The organism is Cupriavidus sp. 2SB (assembly GCF_005503625.1).
Taxonomy (GTDB): domain Bacteria; phylum Pseudomonadota; class Gammaproteobacteria; order Burkholderiales; family Burkholderiaceae; genus Cupriavidus.
Genome location: NZ_SCMX01000062.1, coordinates 1 through 20,527, shown reverse-complemented (window position 1 = coordinate 20,527; position 20,527 = coordinate 1). Strand labels below are relative to the sequence as shown.

The 20,527-nt window shown below is 60.7% G+C and carries 17 protein-coding genes and 2 pseudogenes; 6 read left to right on the top strand and 13 right to left on the bottom strand.

Features of this window, described 5'->3' with window-relative positions; genetic code table 11:
• Positions 1-12: 12 nt before the first annotated feature.
• Positions 13-1,293 carry an MFS transporter gene (locus FFS21_RS23730; protein ID WP_008642705.1) on the top strand — a complete coding sequence of 427 codons (1,281 nt, stop codon included), beginning with the start codon at positions 13-15 and terminating at the stop codon, positions 1,291-1,293.
• A 96-nt stretch (positions 1,294-1,389) separates the two neighbouring features.
• Here FFS21_RS23730 and FFS21_RS23725 read toward each other — a convergent pair whose 3' ends face one another.
• The 3 genes from FFS21_RS23725 to flgB form a co-directional block, all read right to left on the bottom strand.
• Complete coding sequence (locus tag FFS21_RS23725) at positions 1,390-3,507, bottom strand: putative bifunctional diguanylate cyclase/phosphodiesterase (protein ID WP_011229389.1); 2,118 nt, start codon at positions 3,505-3,507, stop codon at positions 1,390-1,392.
• A 9-nt stretch (positions 3,508-3,516) separates the two neighbouring features.
• The gene (locus FFS21_RS23720) at positions 3,517-3,852 is read right to left on the bottom strand and encodes a hypothetical protein (RefSeq protein WP_008642702.1); all 336 of its coding nucleotides are present in this window, start codon (positions 3,850-3,852) and stop codon (positions 3,517-3,519) included.
• Positions 3,853-4,046: 194 nt separating this feature from the next.
• On the bottom strand, positions 4,047-4,469 hold the full coding sequence (flgB, locus tag FFS21_RS23715) for a flagellar basal body rod protein FlgB (protein ID WP_008642701.1): 423 nt from the start codon (positions 4,467-4,469) through the stop codon (positions 4,047-4,049).
• 272 nt (positions 4,470-4,741) lie between these two features.
• On the opposite strand from flgB, the gene FFS21_RS23710 reads away from it, so the two are divergent.
• Complete coding sequence (locus FFS21_RS23710; protein ID WP_008642700.1) at positions 4,742-4,987, top strand: hypothetical protein; 246 nt, start codon at positions 4,742-4,744, stop codon at positions 4,985-4,987.
• Positions 4,988-5,639: 652 nt separating this feature from the next.
• Here FFS21_RS23710 and FFS21_RS23705 read toward each other — a convergent pair.
• From FFS21_RS23705 to FFS21_RS23685, 6 genes and pseudogenes are all read right to left on the bottom strand, one after another.
• Complete coding sequence (locus FFS21_RS23705; RefSeq protein ID WP_008642699.1) at positions 5,640-6,866, bottom strand: Mef(A)/Tet(V) family efflux MFS transporter; 1,227 nt, start codon at positions 6,864-6,866, stop codon at positions 5,640-5,642.
• 8 nt (positions 6,867-6,874) lie between these two features.
• Positions 6,875-10,105, bottom strand: a complete 3,231-nt coding sequence (locus FFS21_RS23700; RefSeq protein ID WP_008642698.1) for a CusA/CzcA family heavy metal efflux RND transporter — start codon at positions 10,103-10,105, stop codon at positions 6,875-6,877.
• Positions 10,102-10,992 (bottom strand): annotated as a pseudogene (locus FFS21_RS23695) (efflux RND transporter periplasmic adaptor subunit); the annotation flags it as partial. The pseudogene FFS21_RS23695 and the gene FFS21_RS23700, both read right to left, overlap by 4 nt.
• A 21-nt stretch (positions 10,993-11,013) precedes the next feature.
• Entirely contained in the window at positions 11,014-11,295 is a 282-nt protein-coding gene (locus FFS21_RS32730; protein ID WP_051069083.1) for a hypothetical protein, read from the bottom strand.
• Positions 11,292-12,548 (bottom strand): TolC family protein, encoded by a 1,257-nt coding sequence (locus FFS21_RS23690; RefSeq protein WP_011229386.1) that lies wholly within the window; start codon positions 12,546-12,548, stop codon positions 11,292-11,294. Before FFS21_RS23690 ends, FFS21_RS32730 begins: the two co-directional genes overlap by 4 nt.
• A 120-nt stretch (positions 12,549-12,668) precedes the next feature.
• Entirely contained in the window at positions 12,669-13,688 is a 1,020-nt protein-coding gene (locus tag FFS21_RS23685; RefSeq protein WP_011514836.1) for a tripartite tricarboxylate transporter substrate binding protein, read from the bottom strand.
• A 341-nt stretch (positions 13,689-14,029) separates the two neighbouring features.
• Between FFS21_RS23685 and FFS21_RS23680 the strand changes: the two genes are divergently transcribed.
• Both FFS21_RS23680 and FFS21_RS23670 read left to right on the top strand, forming a co-directional pair.
• Positions 14,030-14,908, top strand: coding sequence for an alpha/beta fold hydrolase (locus FFS21_RS23680; protein ID WP_011229384.1), 879 nt, complete (start codon positions 14,030-14,032; stop codon positions 14,906-14,908).
• A gap of 1,047 nt (positions 14,909-15,955) precedes the next feature.
• Positions 15,956-17,596, top strand: coding sequence for a P-loop ATPase, Sll1717 family (locus FFS21_RS23670; protein ID WP_017515034.1), 1,641 nt, complete (start codon positions 15,956-15,958; stop codon positions 17,594-17,596).
• Between the two features lie 125 nt (positions 17,597-17,721).
• On the opposite strand, the gene FFS21_RS23665 is transcribed toward FFS21_RS23670, so the two are convergent.
• The 3 genes and pseudogenes from FFS21_RS23665 to FFS21_RS32965 form a co-directional block, all read right to left on the bottom strand.
• Positions 17,722-18,039: an H-NS histone family protein gene (locus FFS21_RS23665; RefSeq protein WP_017515035.1), complete on the bottom strand. Its 318-nt coding sequence runs from the start codon at positions 18,037-18,039 to the stop codon at positions 17,722-17,724.
• A 148-nt stretch (positions 18,040-18,187) separates the two neighbouring features.
• Positions 18,188-18,892: pseudogene (locus FFS21_RS32970) on the bottom strand (IS3 family transposase); the annotation flags it as partial.
• On the bottom strand, positions 18,784-19,110 hold the full coding sequence (locus FFS21_RS32965) for a hypothetical protein (protein ID WP_011229381.1): 327 nt from the start codon (positions 19,108-19,110) through the stop codon (positions 18,784-18,786). The gene FFS21_RS32965 and the pseudogene FFS21_RS32970, both read right to left, overlap by 109 nt.
• Before the next feature lie 311 nt (positions 19,111-19,421).
• On the opposite strand from FFS21_RS32965, the gene FFS21_RS23650 reads away from it, so the two are divergent.
• Complete coding sequence (locus FFS21_RS23650; RefSeq protein WP_227874024.1) at positions 19,422-19,826, top strand: hypothetical protein; 405 nt, start codon at positions 19,422-19,424, stop codon at positions 19,824-19,826.
• 120 nt (positions 19,827-19,946) lie between these two features.
• Complete coding sequence (locus FFS21_RS23645) at positions 19,947-20,258, top strand: hypothetical protein (protein WP_017513085.1); 312 nt, start codon at positions 19,947-19,949, stop codon at positions 20,256-20,258.
• A gap of 39 nt (positions 20,259-20,297) precedes the next feature.
• Here the strand turns inward: FFS21_RS23645 and FFS21_RS32300 are convergent.
• Positions 20,298-20,527, bottom strand: a 230-nt coding sequence (locus FFS21_RS32300) for a hypothetical protein (protein ID WP_212745266.1), incomplete at its 5' end; no start/stop codon positions are given.

Genomic DNA, 20,527 nt, shown 5'->3' with positions numbered 1-20,527 from the left:
TCGCGAGACAGCATGACAGATTCAAAGGACACCGCACCGCTGTCGAATGACAAGCCCCCGGCAGCCCCCGTGCCGCTGCAGCGAGAATGGCTGAATCGCACCGTTGTCGGTGCCGGGCTCACGAGTGCACTAGGCGATTTCTGCTACGAGACCACCACCGTCATCCTGCCCGGCTTCCTGGCAATACTCGGGATCCCGGCGGCGGTTCTGGGACTTATCGAAGGCCTGGCCGATGCGGTGGCGAGCTTTACCAAGATGATTTCGGGTTACGTCGCCGACAAGCTCGGACATCGAAAGCTTCTGGTGCTGGTCGGCTACGCCCTGACGCCTGCGGGTCAGATCGCAATCGCATTGGCCACGGCGTGGCCAATGCTACTTGTGGGGCGAATCATTTCCTGGTTCGGAAAAGGGCTGCGCGGCCCGCTTCGCGACGCGATTGTCATCCAGGCAATCCCGCCGCGCGCGCGAGGCCGTGCCTTCGGGTTTCATCGGGCTATGGATACGATTGGCGCAGTAGTCGGACCGCTGCTTGGTGTCGCATTGCTTGGCTGGGCCCAAAGCCATCATGGGTGGAACGACCCCATCGGTCCGTTCCGTCTGGTCCTATGGCTAAGTGTCATCCCGGGGGTTCTGGCCGTCCTGGCTTTCCTCGGCTTCGTCAAGGATCCGGCATTTTCCCCAAATCCCGGGCTGCGATTTTTCCGGGCCTTGCGCGGCCTTCCGCCAAAATTCAAGCGCTATCTCGGCGCCGTCGGGTTGTTTGGCATGGGTGATTTCTCCCACAGCCTGTTGATCCTCGGCGCCACGAAATTGCTGACCCCCGCACTCGGCATCGTGCAGGCCGCGCAAATCGCCGGTGGCCTCTACGTCTGGCGAAACGTCGTGCAATCGGCGGCGTCATTTCCAGTCGGCATGCTGGCGGATCGCGTCGGTGCGCTGCGCATTCTCGTGCTTGGCTATGCGCTAGGCGCGATGACCGGCCTGCTCATGGCCATCACGTTCTGGCTCCACGTCAACACCCTCGCACTGCTCGCGGCCGTCTTCCTGCTTGCGGGCCTGTACACGGCCGTCCAGGAAGCCCTGGAGCCGACGGTGATCGCCGAGATGGTGTCGGCTGACACCTTGGCCATGAGCATCGGCGCGCTCGGCACCACGAACGGCACGGCGAAGTTCATCTCGAGCGCCGGCGTCGGTCTCATCTGGTCGGCGCTATCACCTGTCCTCGGCTTCGCATTCGCCACCATCACCATGGCGGCCGGCACAGTCATGCTGGCGAGATTACGGCACATCTAAATCTCGCCACATCGCCCGGAGATCGAGCGCAGTGCGGGAGTCCCCGCCACGAGCCATCCGCGCGGTCGTGCCGACCGTCGGGACGCCAAAGATCGCCTAGCCGTCGGCAAGCATCGCCTGTACGTCGACGGCGGGCGCATCGAGTAGCTTGACCAGCGCGTCAAAGTCGATCGGCCGGCTGAACAGGTAGCCTTGCCCCACCTCGCAGCCAAACTCCCGCAACACCGACACTTGCCAAACGTACTCGACCCCTTCGGCCACGACGCGCAGCCCAAGCATATGCGCCATGCTAATCATGGCCTGCACGATTTGCCTGTCGCTGTGCGAGCCTTGCATGTCATGGATAAAGGCGCGATCAATCTTGAGTTCGGTGACCGGTAAGTGCTTCAGACTGGACAGATTGCTGTATCCAGTCCCGAAATCGTCGATGGCAATTCCGACGCCCGCGGCGCCCAGCTCCCGCACAAATTCTAGCAGCCCTTCCTCGTGCACGAACAACGCGTTCTCCGTCAGCTCAATCTTGAAGCGCCGACAATCAACGCCAAACTGCGCGATAGTCTGCAGCACAGGCTCCTGCCTGTGCCAACTCAGTTGCAAGGGCGAGAAGTTCACCGCCACCCTGAATTCCGGATCGATCGCCAGTGCCTCGAGCTTCGCGACGTATCGACAGGATTCGCGCAATACCCAATCCCCGATCGCGCCGATTACCCCGGTCTCTTCGGCTACCGGAATGAATTCGGCCGGCGAGACGGGAACGCTGCCATCTCGCATCCAGCGGAGCAAGACTTCCGCACCGATGACCTTGCCCGTGGTGAGCGACACCTGGGGTTGCCAGGCCAGCGAAAATTCGTTGGCCTCGAGCGCGCGGTGCAGCGCGTTGGAGATGTCGAGGCGCTTGAGCACCTTCGTATGCAGGCCGCGAGAAAAAAAATGACAAGCGCCGATGCCATCCTCCTTGGCGCGGTACATCGCCGCATCGGCATTCATGATCAGCGCTTCTGCGGTCGTGCCATCGGCGGGAAATCGGCTGACCCCAATGCTCGCGGAGACGTAGCTTTGCGTACCGTTCAGGACAATCGGCTTGGCCAGTTCATCGAAGATCCGCCGCGCGATCGACTCGACCTGAGCAGGATCCGCGGTGTCGTGCAGAATGAATGTGAATTCATCGCCGCCGATACGGCCGACAAAATCCGCTTCCTTCACCAGTCGCTTGAAGCGCTCCCCGACCACCTCGAGTAGCCGATCGCCAAACGAGTGGCCCAGTGTATCGTTCACGTCCTTGAACCGGTTGAGGTCAAGGAAAAGCAGGGAAAATTCCGTACCCTTGTTCGCCGAACGTTCGATCGCATGGCCAAGCCGGTCCTGGAACAAGCGTCGATTTGGCAGACCGGTCAGGCTGTCGTAGTAGGCAAGGTGCATGTACTGGGCGCGCAGGCTTTCGCGCTGCATGATGTCCGCGAACATCGCCACGAAACTGAACACTTCGCCATGCTCGTCGTGAACCGTCTTGATCGTTACCCAGTCGGGCGCGATCGAGCCGTCCGCCCGCAATAGCCAGACCTCCCCTTCCCAGCGTCCGCCATCGCGCAGGGTTGCAAATATCTCCGCGTAGAAGCCCCGTCCATGCCGGCCAGACCGTAAGAATCCGGCCGGCCGCCCGACAATATCCGCGCCGGGATAGCCCGTCGCGGCTGTGAAGGCACGATTGATGTACTGGATGCGCAAGCGAGCGTCCGTTACCAGCACCGCGTCACTAGTTGACTCGAGCACATTGGCCGATATCTTGCGGTTTTCCAGCTCAGTACGCAATTGGCTAACCAGCGCCTCGCGTTCACGACGATTGATGTCACTGCGACAAACGAACTCGGCCAGCAAGGACGCCATGGAGACAATGCCGATGTATCGCCCTTGCGCATCGAAGACGGGTAGGTGCTCACAAGCTTCCTTACGCATGCGCTTGAGCAACTGGATCGCGCTGGCATGCCCCTGCACGGGCTCGGGTGGACGTCGTGCGATCAGATCCGCGAAAATCCGTGCTGGAAAAAGCGTCGCCTGCCGGTCCGTCACGACACCGAGAAACGTGCCGTCGTCATCGAAGACCGAGAAGACGTTCGTCGATGTCTGATTGACCCCGACCAGATCCCGATATCGCTGGTCGAGCGCAACGCGGCGTGCCGTCAGGTCGAGGCACTCCGAAACAAGCAATGTGTCCATCTGCAAGCCTTATCCCAGCTTTTGATCCACGAACAACTCGACTTCCAGCGCCAGGTGAAGGATTTCCTCGGCTCCCATGGCCGGTTTGATCTCATCCAGGATGAACGTCTTGAGCTCTGCGGCGGGGATCTTTCTGAGAATCGCCTTTCGAATGAGGATGTCAGAAATCACGTCGTCGTCGATTTCTATATGCTCGAAGGCCGTGGTTGACAGCAAACTGAGTGCTCGCCCGACCGCAACGTGTCCAATTGGCGAGGCGCGCCCTAGCACGAGCCCATCGGTAATTGGCGGAAGGACAAACTCCTTGATGTGGGCGCGCAATCGCTTCTGACGACGTTTCTCCATTCCGACACTAACCTTTCCGATCCAAGATCGAACGCGCCAAGGAAGCACCGCACGCAAATCCGGCGCAGCACGACATCCTTCGCGGGCCGTTTGTACCAGACATTCCTGCCACCGACTACCCATCAAACGTGGGCCCGCAAGAGTTGCCATGCTTTGAGTTTCTACTCCTACTAGTGAGTATCCGTGGATACCGCCTAGGGACGCATATCCTGGTAGAGCTTGAGCATGTCCTTGTATTCACCCGCCGTCTTCTGAATGGAAAACCGCATACGCACCGCATTCTCCGCAAATGCCACGCGCTCGACGTCCATCTCGACCGTATTGCCATCGATGCCGGACTGCATCGGCACCCGGTAGAGCAATGCCTCCTCCGCCGCTGACGGACGGGACTCCAAATGCCGCCGCGAAGTCGTCGCCATGCCCACAAACGCATTGCCGCTTGCCATCGCCCGTTCCAATTCGGCGCCAAAGTCGATGTCCCGCGCCTTGTAGTTCGGGGTATCCGCGTTGGCGATATTGGCTGCCAGAAACTCCAGCCGGCGAGTGCGCAGCCTGAGCGCCAGTTCATGAGCGTTTTCCGCGCTACGCGCAGCATTCTGGATAAATGCGGTTTCCATCTCGCCTCTCCAACGCATTCGGAAGAGGGCAGACTAGCCTACCCCACTCCGCGTCATTGCGAGGATAAGCGATCAATTTATCAACGTTTCAAATGACCAAGTTGCAATGATCTTGACACCGTTGTGCCGTACAGAATTCGCCTGCTTTGGACGCATTTCCCTCAGATGACCGGTTCGTAATATTCGAGTCATTCGACTGATCGTGTCGGGCCGATAGACTGTGCACACGGTGAGCGAGACAGACTCGCCAACATGACTCCGGAGAACTTTCCATGAAGAAGCTTCACACTGCCATTCTTACCGCCGCACTCTCGATCCTCGCAGGCACTGCCGTGGCCGCTCCCGCCGAGGGGCAGGTCCATCGCCCTCGCGATCCCTTCACGGACGGCGCACGCGCCGGAGCCTCAGCCAGCGACGTGTACGCCGGCGGCGCGCGCATCGACAAGCGTGACGTTTTCACCGACGGAGCACGTATTGGGGCGCGAGACGTCTTCACCGACGGCGCTCACGGGCTCTGACAGGTTGACGCCCATGCCAGTTTGACACTTGCACAAGTGTGAGGGGAGCCAGTCATCCGTCCAGGTTGACTGGCTTCCGGTGCTGCTCTTTTGCCTCTACCGTGGCACGAAGAGCTTGTGGCTTGCCTCCTACGGAGGCAAGCCATTTTCTTGGGTGCGCGTCTGGGCTAGCGCCATGCTAACGGCCATGCGGCGCATCAGAACTTGAACGGAAAGGTGCCCCCACCCACACTGTCCGGAACGACCAGTCCGGTGGAAACGCACTCCGTTCTACCGGAACGAATTTCGTCGGAACCACAGCGGGCGGCGAAGTGCTTTTCCTGGCCCCCCGTAGTGCCCCACGCGGATGCCCAGATGACTGGCTCGCTGTCAATTCTGTCGAGGTAGATTTTCCGGCGTAAGCACCGGCGTGTTGCAACTGGAACGCATCGGCAATGTGCTGCTGCGGAATCACCTGATAGATGACCCGTTTGGCATGGATGGCCGCCAGGCCGCACGAACTCTGGTTGATCATTGCGGCTGCCCCCGACCAGTCCCAGCACGCGCTGCTGACGTACGAAAAGTCTGGCCGTTGGTTCTGGACCTGCGCCACCGGTCAGCACGTCAATCATGGCAATTTTCTCGCCAACCCTTCACGCCGCGAGGGATTGTGTCAGCGCACCGGGACCGTATCCTCATGATTTGCTGCTGGCCACACGCGCCAGGCAGCGAGAAATCCGACAACAGAAACGCACGCAAGCACCACAAATGCTGCACGCATCCCGTATCGCGCCCCCACCTGCCCCGCGAGCGGATAGGCAATCAGCCAGCACGCATGCGAGAGGGAGAATTGCGCAGCAAACACTGCAGGGCGATCGGCTGAAGCCGCCGAGCGTTTCAGCAGACGTCCGCTTGGCGTCAACGTCATCGAGTACCCGATGCCGGTGGCAAACCACGTCAGCAGAAGCATGGGCCATTCGATGACTTGCCCGAACCCGGTCAGTGCTACTCCAAAAGCGAGACTGGCTGACATAAGGATGGCGCCGCCCAGCATGGCTGGACGATCAGGACGATTCGCCAACAGCCTCGGCAGTAACAGTGCCACAAGCATCGATCCGCAGCCGAAGGCCGCCAGAGCGAATGGGACATCAGACGCCGGACGCTGCAGCTTGCTTTGCACATAGACGACCGTGTTCACGATGACCATCGAGCTGGCGGCGGCCGCGGCGAGGTTCAGGGCCAGAAGCCCTCGCAAGCGGTGCGTCCGAAGGTAGATCGACATACCCCGAAACGTTTTGGCATACAGGCTCTCCTTGCGAGCTATCGCCTTGGATTGCGGCAAACGCACCGAAACGACGAACGCAGCCGACACCAGGAAGCCCACGACAGTGCCGCCGAACAGCCAGTGAAAGCCGATGACCGATAGCAACGCGGCGGCCAGCATCGGACTCACCAGACTCTCCATGTCATACGCCAGGCGCGACAGGGATAAGGCATTCGTATAGGCCTTCTCTTCAGGAAGGACGTCCGGGATGGTCGCCTGAAAAGTTGGCGTGAACGCCGCCGATGCCGACTGCAACAGGAAAATCAGGATGTAGATCTGCCAGATCTGCGTCACGAACGGCAGAGAAATTGCCACCAGCGCCCGCACGAGGTCCATCGCAACAAGGAATGCGCGACGCGGAAGCCTGTTGGCGAACGCACCCACAACCGGGGCAATGCCCACATAGGCAACCATCTTGATTGCCAGCGCGGTTCCCAGGACGCTACCCGCGTTCGCACCAGCCAGATCATAGGCGAGCAGACCCAGCGCGACCGTCGCAAGCCCGGTGCCAATCAGCGCGATCACCTGCGCACCGAACAGGTGCCGATAGGTTCGGTTCCGCAATACGTCCAGCATGCAACCTCCTAAGCTTCAGCGAGTTCGTCGCGACCCACGCCCGCGCCCCGTTTCCGGCGCACCACCATGCCGCATATCGCGGGCAACACGAAGAGCGTGAGCACGGTGGCCGTGATCAATCCACCGATCACGACCGTTGCCAGTGGCTTTTGCACCTCCGCACCCGTCCCCGTTGCGAGGGCCATGGGCACGAAGCCCAGAGATGCCACCAAGGCAGTCATGAGCACCGGTCGCACCCGTTCCATCGCGCCATCGATCACGGCCGCGTCCGGCGCCACCCCGTCTTCCAGCCGTTTGCGGATGGCCGATATCAGGACGAGACCATTGAGAACGGCCACGCCCGAGACAGCAATGAAACCCACTGCTGCGGAGATGGAGAACGGGATGCCGCGCAGCAGTAGTGCGAACACGCCTCCCGCCAGCGCCAGGGGCACAGCCGTCAGAACTGTCGCGGTCAGCATTGCATTGCCGATCGCCATATACAGCGCCGCGGCGATCAGCACGAAGCAGGCGGGCACAATCATGGCGAGTCGCTTGGTCGCGGCTTGCAGGTTCTGGAACTGGCCGCCCCATTCGATGTACATGCCGGGAGGCAACTTGACGTCCCGCGCGATCCGCGCAGCAGCATCGTCTACAAAGCTGCCGAGGTCACGCCCGCCCACATTGGCTTCCACGTACACGCGACGCTTGCCGTTGTCGCGGCTCACTTCGTTCAGGCCCTGTGTGAATCGGAACTCGACAAGCTGCCGCAATGGCACGGAAACCCGCGCCTGGTCCGAGGCGGCTGGCAGCATCACGGGCAGCGCGCCAAGCACATCGAGGTTCTCCCGCTGATTGCCTGGCAGGCGGATGACAATATCGTAGCGCCGATCGCCATCGAATATCTGGCCTGCCGGGCGGCCCGCCATCGCTGCCGAGACGGTATCGGCCACTTCCTTCACCGTCAGCCCATACCGCGCGATAGCGGCGCGATCGAATACGATGTCGAAGGTGGGAAACCCGCTGGTCAGCGGTACGCGCACATCCGTTGCTCCGGGTGTCTTGCGCAAGACGGCGGCAATGCGTTGCCCAGTGGCGGTCAGGTCGTCGAGATTCTCGCCATAGATCTTTACGGCGACATCGCTGCGCACGCCACCGATCAGTTCATTGAAGCGCATCTCAATGGGTTGGGTGACGTCGTAATTGTTGCCCACCATCGGTGCCGTCTTCTCCCGGATACGCTCGATCACCTGTTCCTTGGTGGTTACGCCATCCGGCCATTCACTCTTCGGCTTGAGGATGATGTAGTTGTCGGAGGCGTTGGGCGGCATGGGGTCAGCCGCCAGGCTGGCGGTACCCGCCTTGGAGTACACAGTCTTCACCTCAGGGAGCGAGAGCACGGCGCGTTCCAGCGGCAAATCAATCGCCACCGACTGATCGATCGATGTCGATGGAATGCGAACGGAGGACAGGTTAAGGTTCTGTTCGTCAAGCGTTGGCATGAACTCGCGACCGACAAAGGCGAACGCAACTGCAGCCAGTGCCAGCACCAGCAAGCCGGCGCCGACAAACGGAATCGGTCGCGCCACCGCCCGCTCCAGCCACGGGCGGTACCACTGCTTGGTCGCGACGATCACCCGTACTTCCTTTTCGGAAACTTCCTTGCGTAGCAGCACAGCCAGCATCGCAGGCACGAAGGTCAGGGACAGCACGAATGCGGACGCCAGCGCCAGCATGAGCGTCATCACCATCGGCGAGAACATTTTTCCCTCCACGCCCTGGAATGTCAGGCACGGCAGGAATACCAGGAAGATCACGAGTTGCCCATAGATCGTGGGGCGAAGCATTTCCCGTGACGACAGCAACACTTCGTCCAGGCGTTCCCTCAGCGTCAGTAGACGACCTTCCTGATGCTGACGCTGCGCCAATCGCCGCAGGGTATTCTCGACGATGATCACCGCACCATCGATGATCAGGCCGAAGTCCAGCGCACCCAGACTCATCAGGTTGCCGGAGATCCCAAGCTGATTCATGCCGATAGCACTGACCAGCATCGACAATGGGATGACCAGCGCTGCAATGACGGCAGCGCGCCAGTTGCCCAGCAGCAGGAACAGGATTACCACCACCAGCAAGGCGCCTTCCACCAGATTCTTGGCGACTGTCTCGATGGTGGCGGTCACCAGTTGCGATCGGTTAAGCGTAGGAACGATGACTACACCCGGCGGCAGCGTCTTCGAGATTTGTTCCAGCTTGTCGCCAACATCCTGCGCCACGGTACGGCTGTTCGCGCCAACCAGCATCAGCGCGCTGCCTATCACCGTTTCCTGGCCATTGCGGCTGGCCGCACCGGAGCGAAGTTCTCCGCCAATCTTGACGGACGCCACCTGGCCGACCGTGATCGGCACGTTCTGGCGATGGGCGATCACGGCGCGCGAGATCTCGTCCGCCGACTTGATGCGCGCATCGGCACGCACCAGGTACGATTCACCCGAACGGCGCATGAAGTTCGCACCCACCGAAAGATTGGCATCCTCCAGAGCCTGTGCGAGGTCGCCATATGAGATGCCGTAGGCGGCCATTTTTGCAGCATCAGGCTCGACCACGAACTGCTTGACATAGCCACCCAAGGAATCCACGTCGGCCACACCAGCCGTTGTCCTCAACTGAGGGCGAATGATCCAGTCCTGCACGGTTCGCAGGTATGCAAGCTTCGACACACGGTCATCAAGCCGTTCCCCGCGCTCGGTCAAGAAACTTCCATCGCGTTGCCAGCCCGGCGCCCCGTCCTTGAGCGGTGCGCCCTTGCCATCAGGGTATTGATACTCCACGCTGTAGTGGAATACCTCGCCCAGACCAGTGGAAACCGGACCCATCTGCGGCTCGGCGCCTGCGGGCAGGCTGGGACGTGCCTGCACGAGTCGCTCCGATACCTGCTGGCGCATGAAGTAGAGGTTGGCGCTCTCCTTGAAGATGACGGTGACCTGGCTGAACCCGTTGCGGGACATCGACCGCGTGTTCTCGACGCCGTTCAACCCTGAAATAGCGGTTTCGATCGGATACGTCACGCGCTTCTCGACCTCCACGGGGCTTAGGGTTGGCACCACCGTGTTGATCTGCACCTGCTTGTTCGTGATATCGGGCGTGACATCGATCGGCAGCAGCTTGAGCTGCCAGGCGCCGATTGCGGCAATCACGACCGTCAGGAACAGAACAAGCCATCGGTAGTGAATCGATCCACTGAGGACATTGCCAATCATTCGTCGTCCCCAGCTGCCTTGTTCATCTCGGCCTTCACCAGAAAGGCATTACGCGTTGCCACCTGCTCCCCGGCGCGCACACCGGAGAGAATCTGCGCCATGCCGCCACTGCGCGTACCGACCAGAACCGGCTGCGCACGGAATCCATTTTCCGTGCGCACGAATAACGCATCGGTGCCATCAATGTTCTGTACGGCATCTTCGGGAACCGACAACTCGCCATTGTTGTTTGCCTTGGCGCGCAAGCGAACCTGGACACCTTCGCCTACCACCAGGCGGTCCGAAGGTTGCTCCGGAATCACGACGACCGTGGCCGCGCGTGCACTGCCCGATACGGTTGGCGTGACAGCCTGGATCTTCGCCGGCAACGGCGATCCGTTGGAAAGCAGAATCGCGGCTTGGCCACCCGGTGAAATACGGCCCAGATCCCCTGCAGTGACGGCGGCCTCGACCTGCACGGCGCCCAGGCCAGCCACACGGAACAGATCGGCCTGCTGCGCGACATACGCGCCCAGCGTCACCGATTGGGCAGTAATCTTGCCGGCGATGGGGCTGACCACCGCGACCGCCCGGCCATCGCTTGTCAGGTGCGCAGCCTCGGCAACCGTTGTGGCGCGCTGCGCCTCGGCCTGCGCGACCTCCAGTGCCGCTTTGGCTGATTCCATTTCCTGGCGCGGTGTCACGCCTTGCTGAAACAGACTGGCTTCACGTTCATACGTCCTGCGGGAGAGATCCGCCCTGGCTTGTGCTACCCTGCGTTCCGAAGCCATCGCTGCAGCCTCCGGACTTTCGACGGTGGCCAGCACATCACCGGCGCGCACACCCTCGCCAAGGCGACGTTGAACCCGCAGCACCGTGCCCGCCGCACGGGACACAATCACAGCCTCGCCTCCCGGTACTGCGGCGACTCAGGCAGGCGCCAGAATCTCCGAACCCACCCCAACACTGGCGACCGGCTCGACGGCGATGTTTGCCGCCGCCAGATACTGGGTCGGAATTCGAACCTCTCGTGGGCCTGCCGGTTTGGCTGCCGCTGCTTCCGATGCGGCTTGCGCGTCGGCTGCCTTCGCGGGAACGGGCCCATTCCCCGGCAACAGCACGCGCGCGACGCCGAATCCCATCAACGCTGCTACCGCAGCAACGCCTGCAACCACCGGCCAGCTTGCAGGCTGACGCTTGTTCTTCATCATTTGGTGTCCTCGAATGCCAGGTGGCCGTCCGCCTGGGCAAGCACCGCCAGTGCGCGCACGCGCGCCAGACGCGCGTCAATGGTGAGTTGCCTGGCCTCCAGCAAGGCACGCCGGACGGCAAGCAATTCCATCAGCGGCGTCTTGCCGGCGTTATAACCGACGCGGCCCATTCGATAGGCCTCTGCCGCCGCCCTTTCACCCTCCTCGGCCGCGGTGATCTGGCGATCCGTTGCGCTGACCTGCGAGATGGCGGATCGGCGCGCCGCTACGGCTTCCAGTCGCATGTTGTCGAGCCTGGCCTGCGCGGCCGCGACGCGCTCCACGGCCGCATTGATGCCGCTGCGGTTTTGATCGAACAGGGGAATCGATGCCGTCACCCCGACAACATATCCGCTGGCGTTCGTCCATCCGTATCGACGCACGCCGGCACTTACGCCCACGTCCGGAATCCAGCGCTTTCTTTCCACGCCAACTTGTGCATCCAGCGCATTGCGCTCGGCCTCTGCCGCAGCGACGGTCGGGGCCTCCTGTCCGGGGAGTGCCGCGGTCGGCACGGTGCCTTGTGTCGTTAGCAGGGAACTGGACACCGCGGTGTACGGTTCGGCAGCTCCCGTCATGGCCGACAGCCGCGCCAGTGCATGCGTGGCGTCATTGTCGGCGGCGGCCTGCGCAGCCTGAGCGGCCGCCACACTTGCCTGCGCTTGCGCGCTGCGCAGCGCTGCTTCCTTTCCGGACTGCACTAGCGCACGCGCAGCAGTGAACTCCTCGTTCGCACGTGCCAGGTTTTCCGTCGCCAGCGCCATCCGGGCGGCCATGGCCTCCGCGGCGGCATAGGCAACCGCTAGTTCTGCCGCGTAAGCAACCCGTGCCAGGCGCTCACGCGCTTGCGCTGCGGCATAGTTGCGGTCCCCCACTTCGATTCGTGCGCCCCGCTTGCCACCAACCTCAAATGGCTGGGTAATCGAGTAGGTGTTCTGGCGCTGGCTCGTGCCGTCGCTTGACGGTGCGCCGAGGTTCTCCAGGACCGTATCGATCCGTGGATTCAGCCAGGCACGTGCTTGATTGGCATCGGCATCTGCGGCGCGGACGGTGGCGGCCTGCGCCATCATCGCCGGGGCACTTGCCATCGATTGCTGCAACAGGACACTATAGGGCGGGGCTTCCGCCGCGACCCCTCGCACCGAAGCCAGGAGCCATAAGACGGCACCGATGTAGTGCACTTTGGCTGGCGTGAACAAGGTTACCTGGGTCATCTGAGAGTCGTAAGCTTTGCTACTTCTATCAATACGCGGCGCGAACGGATACACAAGTCGTCGGCACGTCGAAATCGCTCGTCGGCACATGACAGGGGCGCTGCGAGCGCCCTTTCTTCGTCAGTCGACCTTGAGCCGCCCTTTTGCTGCCAGCTTCTTCCATCCCGCCACCTCGCGAGCGATCCGTTCCTGCAGCAAGGAAGGTGTTCCGCCAGCGGCCGAAACACCATCGCGTTGCAGGTGCTCGTTGGCATCAGGCGCTTTCAGAAAGGCATTGACGGCCGAGTTCACCTTTGCGACCACCTCTTGCGAGAGGCCCTTCGGTCCGATCAGACCATGCCAGTGGGGTACGTCGAAACCGGGTATCCCCGACTCGGCAACCGTCGGAACGTTCGGCAGGGCGTTAAGGCGGGTTGGCGTTGTGACCGCTACAGCAACAAGCTTGCCGGCGCGAATGTGCGGCAAGGCAATTGCAACACTGCTGAAGTAGACGTCGCATGTGCCTGCAAGAGTGTCGGACATTGCAGGCGCGGCGCCCTTGTAGGGGATGTGCGTCATTCTGATGCCTACGCGATCCATGAAGAGTTCCGTCGCAGCGTGAGCAACCCCGCCCGCGCCGGAGGTCGCATAGTTGATCTTGTCCGGGTTGGTCTTGGCCTTCTGAATCAGGTCACCGATCGTCTTGATGTTGGTCTTCGGGTTAGCGACGATGAGCAGCGGGCCATTCGAGATCTGGACGATGGGCGTCATGTCTGCCACAGGATCGAACCCAAGGTTGTAGACCGCAGCGTTCACGCTGTAGCTCGAAGCGATGAGGGTCAGCGTGTAGCCATCGGGCGCTGAGTGCAATCCCTGCTCCGTGCCAAGGTTACCGCCTGCTCCTGGCCTGTTGTCGACCACGAACGGCTGCTTCAACGCGGCGTTGAGCCTGGAGGCGGTAAAGCGCGCGATGGCATCCGAGCCGCCTCCGGCCGCAAACGGCACGACGATTCTCACAGGCCTTGACGGCCAAGCACCTTGCGCAGGCGCAGGGAGGGCAGCCGCTGCAACCGCGGCCGCAGCTCCGCGCAGAACTGCTCGCCGGCTCAGGCAAAACTCGCTCCTATCTACTTGCGTCAACGTCGTCTCCTTTGAAAACAAGCAATGGTCCTTCGGCGACGCATGGGCGTCTATCGCAAAATCTTCAGCGATTCTTGATCGTTGTGCATGTATCAGGCTTTGGGCGGCCGACCGTTACCTTTGTCGCAGCGACAGAGCTGATGAACTGCCGAATCTAAGAGTCGAATTCGAAGCGGCCGACAGCACGTGTGAAACTCTCGGTACATTCCCCGAGATGGAGGCCGACAAGGGGCCGGCCTCCATCAAGGCAGCGGGGACTGACCGAGAGCGAGCTTATCGGTGGAGGGCGTCGTCAATCCGTGGTGGTCGCCCGTGGTAGGGTAGGGTGTTTTGACTTTGGAACCCTGGCGTTCCATATCTCCATGTCAACAGCTTGCACGCTTCCCACCGCCGTCGTTACCCTGGCCGATGCGGCGGCGCTCGATGCGGCGTCGAGTCGCTTTGTGGTGCCCTGCGGCGACGGTGACATCCTTGTGCGTGCCTGGGGCCTGCCTGGGGGGCGGCCTACGGTACTGCTGCACGGCGGCTCGGGTAGTTGGGTCCACTGGGCGCGCAACATCAGCGCGCTCGTCAGTGCCGGCCGGCGCGTCTGGGTGCCCGACCTGCCCGGTTTCGGTGACTCTGCGCGGCCGCCTTTGGGCACCGATGCTGACGCGCTGCCTGAACCTGTCGAGCGGGCACTCGACCAACTGCTGGACGGCGCCGCGTACGATCTGGTCGCCTTTTCGTTCGGCACCATGGTCGCCAGCTTCATCGCCGCGCGTTGGCCTCATCGCGTAAGACGGCTGGTGCTGGTCGGTGCGCCTGCGCTCGGCATCGGGCCGGCGAATCCGCTGGGCCTGCGTGCGTGGATGCATCTGTCTCCCGGGCCCGAGCGTGACGATGTCATGCACGCCAATATGCGCGCGCTGATGCTCGCGCGCGAGGCGACGACAGATGACGACAGCCTTGCCTTCCATCTCTACCGCGCTGACCTGCTGCGCGACCGCATGCCCAAGCGTCGTCTGCACCAGACGGACGTCATCCAGCGTACCCTGCCTGCCGTGCGGTGCCCGCTCTTCGGCATCTGGGGCGAACAGGATGCGCTCTATCGGGGGCGCACGGACCTGATCGCCGGTGCGCTGAGCAAGGCACCGGCATTCAGGTGGCTGCGCATCATCCCCAACGCGGGCCACTGGGTGCAGTTCGAGGAAGCCGCGGCATTCGATAAGGTGTTGGACCAGGCTTTGACCGAAAGCTGAACGGTGGTCACCTGAAGCACCTGTTTCGGACTGGCCCGAACGCCTACCGCGCTGACCGCGCGCGCGACAGGTAAGGGAACCGACTCGCGACGCCGTGCGTCCGCTATCTGTCCGACCGACACGAGAACGGCGCTTCCTCGTTAAGCACCATCAGGTGCATTCTGCGCCAGGTGATCGCGTTTCGCGATCGCCCGCCACGACATGATCTGACCGGGGTGCTAGGCCCCGGCGGGACGCCGGGCAAGACAGGTTTCGCAACGCCTGCGTGCCGGCGCCGATGCAGCCAACGGTACAGCGCTGACGACTCGGGGGCCGACCTTGACCGCACTCATTGACCGACATGCTTCCGGGTCTTGCTGAAGATGCGCCATCCCTTGACGCGGCTGATATGCCTGCTGGCCGACTTAGTAAGGCGAACGACTGCTCTACAACTGGGAGCTTCCGCTGATGATGCGTAGGCCCCAGTGGCCGAAATGGGTCGGGAACGGAAGTCCACGGTTCCGGCGGGCCTTGGCGACCGACGAACTTCCGCGTTCGGCCAGGAACGGTCACTGCGAACGTACCCCCCAAAACGGGCATTCAGTTCTCGGGTACTATCGACGTGCCCGATTGCAGGGCTCCCGTTCCCCCGCCGGAAGCCGTTACAGAGGCAGTTCCGCATCCGGTGGTCTTGCAGCTTGCTTGGACTACGACACGCCGGAGGGGGTACGCAAGGTGAAAGTACGGGCTGCAAATGCTGGCTACATGCTAAGACGCTAGAATGTCGACTGCTCACCGGACCACAGTCTACGGGTCCACAATTCGCGCTCTGGCTTGCTGATCCGCTAGCGTTGTATGGCGCCGACAGCGCCCCACTCGCGCCTGGTTACGTAAACCCGAAGGCGGACGGGAAGCAGCGGACAGTGAAGGCAATGTAAGCAGTAATCGCGGATAATTGCACGATCATCCTCGCCTTCATAACTGCCGGCAAAAATACGCATCCCATCGAACAAATAGAACGGGGGTCACATGAAGTATGTTTTTCGCAGAAACAGCTCAGTGGGGGCCATGGACGCCGAGTCCGACGAGCAGTTCTTGCGCGACTGCTTTCTCGACACGGGAGACTTGGAGTCTTTGATTGACTCCGACAACCCCAAACGTATTGTCGTTGGCCGTGTTGGCGCAGGGAAAAGCGCTCTACTTGCGCGGCTCCTGGAGACCCAGTCGAATGCCTTCGAGCTTCGCGCGGAGACACTATCGCTGAGCTATGTGGCGAACTCCGACATCATCCAGTTCTTCGAGTCCGCCGGCGTCAAGCTTGACCTCTTCTACCAGTTACTGTGGAAGCATGTTTTCGTGGTGGAACTACTTCGGCGGCGTTACAAGATTACCGAGCATGAACCCTGGGGCTTTTTGGATAATTTCCGGGATCTCTTCCAGAAAGACCAGGCAAAGAAACGCGCCGTGGAGTATCTCCGCCAGTGGAACGACCAATTCTGGCAGGACACGGAGACACGCGTCAAAGAGTTCACCACCAAACTCGAGCGCAAGCTTGCCGGTACGCTGGATGCAAAGGTTCATGGCTTCTCACTAAATGCTTCAGCGGCGAAAAACCTTACTGACGAGGTAAAGGCAGAAGTCATCCATAAGGCCCAGTCCGTCGTCAACGAGAATCAGGTTCGGGAGCTTGGAGAGATCATTACGCTCTTGGCGGATGAGATCTTCACCGACCCCAAAAATAGGTTTTACATCGTCATCGACAGGCTAGACGAGTCTTGGGTTGACGATCGCATCCGATACAAGCTGATTCGAGCTCTCGTTGAGACAATCAGGGCATTCCAGCGCGTCAGGTCAGTCAAGGTCGTTATAGCGGTTCGGGAAGACCTGCTGCGGACGGTCTTCGAGTCAACTCGCGAGGCAGGCTTCCAGGAAGAAAAATTCGAAAGCCTTATCCTCCGCCTGAGGTGGAGCAAAGCCCAGCTTAGGCAGCTCCTGGACCTTCGTATCGAGAAGCTCATCAGAGAACAGTTCACGCAGAGGAAGGTCACATTCGACGACGTTTTCCGGGGCGCAGTTCGAAACGAATCCGCCATCGACTACCTTCTCAGCAGAACTTTATTCAGACCACGCGACGCCATCTCGTTCGTCAACTGCTGCATTGAGCTTTGCGAGGGAAAGGAGGCGGTCCCACCTTCCGTCGTTCAAGACGCAGAGCGCAAGTACTCTATGGGGCGATTGCGATCTCTCCGTGACGAGTGGAGTGGCCACTATTCTTCGCTCAACGCATGCGCTGAACTCATCCGGGGGAGACAATCCCATTTCAAGTACTCCGAAATCACCGAACAAGACTTGGCTGATTGCGTCCAGGAGCATTGGACTGAAATCGAGGAGACTGACCCTTTAAGGATTGCAGCAAACGACTACATGCAGAGCACGCGCTCTGCCAACTCTTGCATTATTCAGATTTTGAAGGTCCTCTACACGACATCGATAATCGGCATCAAACCAGAGGCCACGGAACGGGTGAGCTGGTCGCATCTCGATGACCGCGGAATCTCCGACGGCCAGTACAAGAAGAGCTCGGCAATCAATGTGCATCCAATGCTTTGGCGCGCCTTGGATATCGTTCAGCCTGTTCGGATAGATAGTCGCCGGCGCGACGACCGGCAGAAGGCTGCCAGCAAGGAACTCAAAACGAAGGTAGCCTAATTAAGTGACACCTCGACCGCAACTCGCGGTTCTAAGTGCCATTCGGTTCGTCCATGATGGATGAACACCGTGCGAACTGCCGGACAATCAGGGGGCCTCAAATGTGGTCCCCATCCATTCGGTGCTTAGGCAGCTTCTTCAATCAGGAACCTGTTCGGATTCCTTCCCAGCCACGCCGGTGCGCGACCGCGGCCCGACCAGGTCGCACCTGTCTTCGGGTCACGATACTTCGGAGGCAGCGGTTCCTTTGCTACCTTGGCGGCTCCGCTACCGGCGGGTCGACCCCGACGGCGCTTGCCTTGAATGTCTTCGCCGGACAGACCGTACTGCTCCATAAGCGTCCGGATGTGATCGATGACCCCTGCCACTTCTGTTGCGCGAACTTCTGCGAGTTGAGCTTCCAGAGCTTCCTTCTGCACCAGCAGTTGCTTGTAGGTTGCCATGCAAAATCCTCAATGGAGCGGTTAGAGAAGTCTAAAATTTTACCGAATCTCGTCCAGTATAGAAGTTCCTAAGCCGGCCCATGCCATTTCAACGCGCTACGCGCTAGCGATTGAGTACTGGGCTGCTGCCGGTCCGGTGGACACCGACCTAAGCTTCTTGCGCCTTTTGGAACTCTATCGGGCTGACATAGCCGAGCGTCGAATGTCGGCGCGTCGGGTTGTAGAACCGCTCGATATAGTCGAACACGTCGGCTCGCGCTTGCTCCCTGGACAGATTACCTTGTGAACCGCCCCGGTTTTCGAGGAGGCCGATTGGTTTAAGTTGAGGCCGCCACAGCGCCTCGCTGGCGAGTTGCCGCCAGTAGTTTGCCTCAGCTTCAGCCGGAGGGATGTACCCGATGGGCTCAAGCAGTCGGATGTGGTTGAGCCAGCGCACCCATTGCAGGGTGGCCAGTTCCACGGATTCCCTGGACTTTCAGGGCGCTCGGCGGTGAATCAATTCGGCTTTGTACAGCCCATTGATGGTCTCGGCCAGCGCGTTGTCGTAGCTGTCGCCACGACTGCCGACCGAGGGTTCGATGCCAGCCTCGGCCAGGCGCTCGGTGTAGCGAATGGACAGGTATTGGGAGCCTCTGTCGGAATGATGAACCAAGGCATCGGAGCTGGCCGGTTGGCGGTCATACAGAGCCTGTTCCAGGGCATCCAGCACGAAGTCCGTACGCATGGTGCTGTTCACGCGCCAGCCTACGATTCGCCGCGCAAATACGTCGATGACGAACGCCACATACAGCCAACCCTGCCAGGTCGAGACATAGGTGAAGTCCGACACCCATAGTTGATTGGGCCGCTCGGCTTGAGGCGTTCGCGCTTGCTGCTGGTCAGGCCCTCGCGTTGCCCGCTGTCGACCTCCTCACGCTTGACCCAGTCCAGCAGCGTCTGCGATACGCAGCCAATCTTGGGCGCGATGGATTCAACGGCTGCCCATAGCGAGGGGTATTCGCCTCGATGCTCCTGCACCATGCGCACGGCACGCTCGCGCACCTCGGGTGAGAACTTGTTCGTCTTGTTCATGGCTCCATTCTCTCAAGAGTTGGAGCCTCCTCAAGCCAAATCCCGGGGCGGTTCAGGGGGATATCGAAGCCCTCGTTATCCAGCAAATACAAGAGGCGCTGAAAACAAAGCGCTGAGGGCATTCTCCCGGTCTAATGGATATCACTCTCTGGCCCATCCCAATGACCGCTCAGCGTCGCGAGCCGCCGATGGAGCCGGGCCTGGCCTGTGACTGGGGCGGACGACGGGGACCGGCCAGAAGCGGCCAGTCGACAACCACCACCACATTGCACACAATACGTAGTCTGGTCCTCAAAGGCATCCACCGCACCATGCAACGACACACCCTGTATGCGTATGTAGATGGGACTGACCTCGACGACGTTGCAGTGGCTATCGAGCGGGAGCTCGTCGCACTTGCAGACTCGTCAGGCTGGGTCGCTTCGCGCCCAATTGTGGTGAACCAGAAGAGCATGCACGCTGGTAGCCGACCAGATGACTTGCCGGACTGGGACCTAGGAGTCAACTTGACCCTGCCCGAGCCTGAATTCGAGCCAACTGATTGGTTTGCTGACATCGAACGAGTTGTGGCGCGCTTGGCCCAACTGCATTCGAAATTCGGGCGCGATTTCGTCATTGGCATTGCGGATAACGCAAGCGGCGTGGCCGACGACCTTTTTCACATCGAATCAGAGACCACAGACTTAGGTAAGCTGCGTATGCTCATCGGGGCTTAGGCTGTCCAACGTCGTGATGGAGAAGTGTTTTGCTGCGGCTACCGCCTATCGGCCAGCACCGGTCGCTCACTAGAGGCTGCTTCGCGTTGCACACGTACGACGACAGAGAATCGGATTTACATGAACCTCGCTTCCCTCATCGCGGACCTGGAGTCGGTCGATAACACACTCACCATCGTCGCAAAACGACCATGGACCGCAAACTCGGACGCACGGTTGGTTTCATTGACCGACGAGTACCGCATTCCTAGCAACGTACTGCAAGAGGGCTTTGAGTATTTTCTTGAGGTGTCAATAGCTCTCGATGAAGTACTAGGCGAACTCGCGAGCCAACTCTCACCGGCTCAACGGGTCGCAGCGATTGTCTACTACGCTGAAAATGACGCTTATCCAGATTGGCTCAATACGATAGCTCGGTCCTTGCGTGGATGACCGCTTCGCGGTGACCAGCGTGGCGAATTGGGTGTCTGCTCAGGGTCGGTAACCGCCGATTGGAGGCGATAGCGGCAGTACTTCTTGCGCATGCGTCACGCCGTGATTTCCTGACTGGCGCATTGGCTTTTGGCTTTTGGCTTTTGGCTTTTGGCTTTTGGCTTTTGGCTTTTGGCTTTTGGCTTTTGGCTTTTGGCTCTTGGCTCTTGGCTCTTGGCTCTTGGCACGCTGGCGACCTTCGGCAACCTTCGGCAACCGGAGCATTGCGA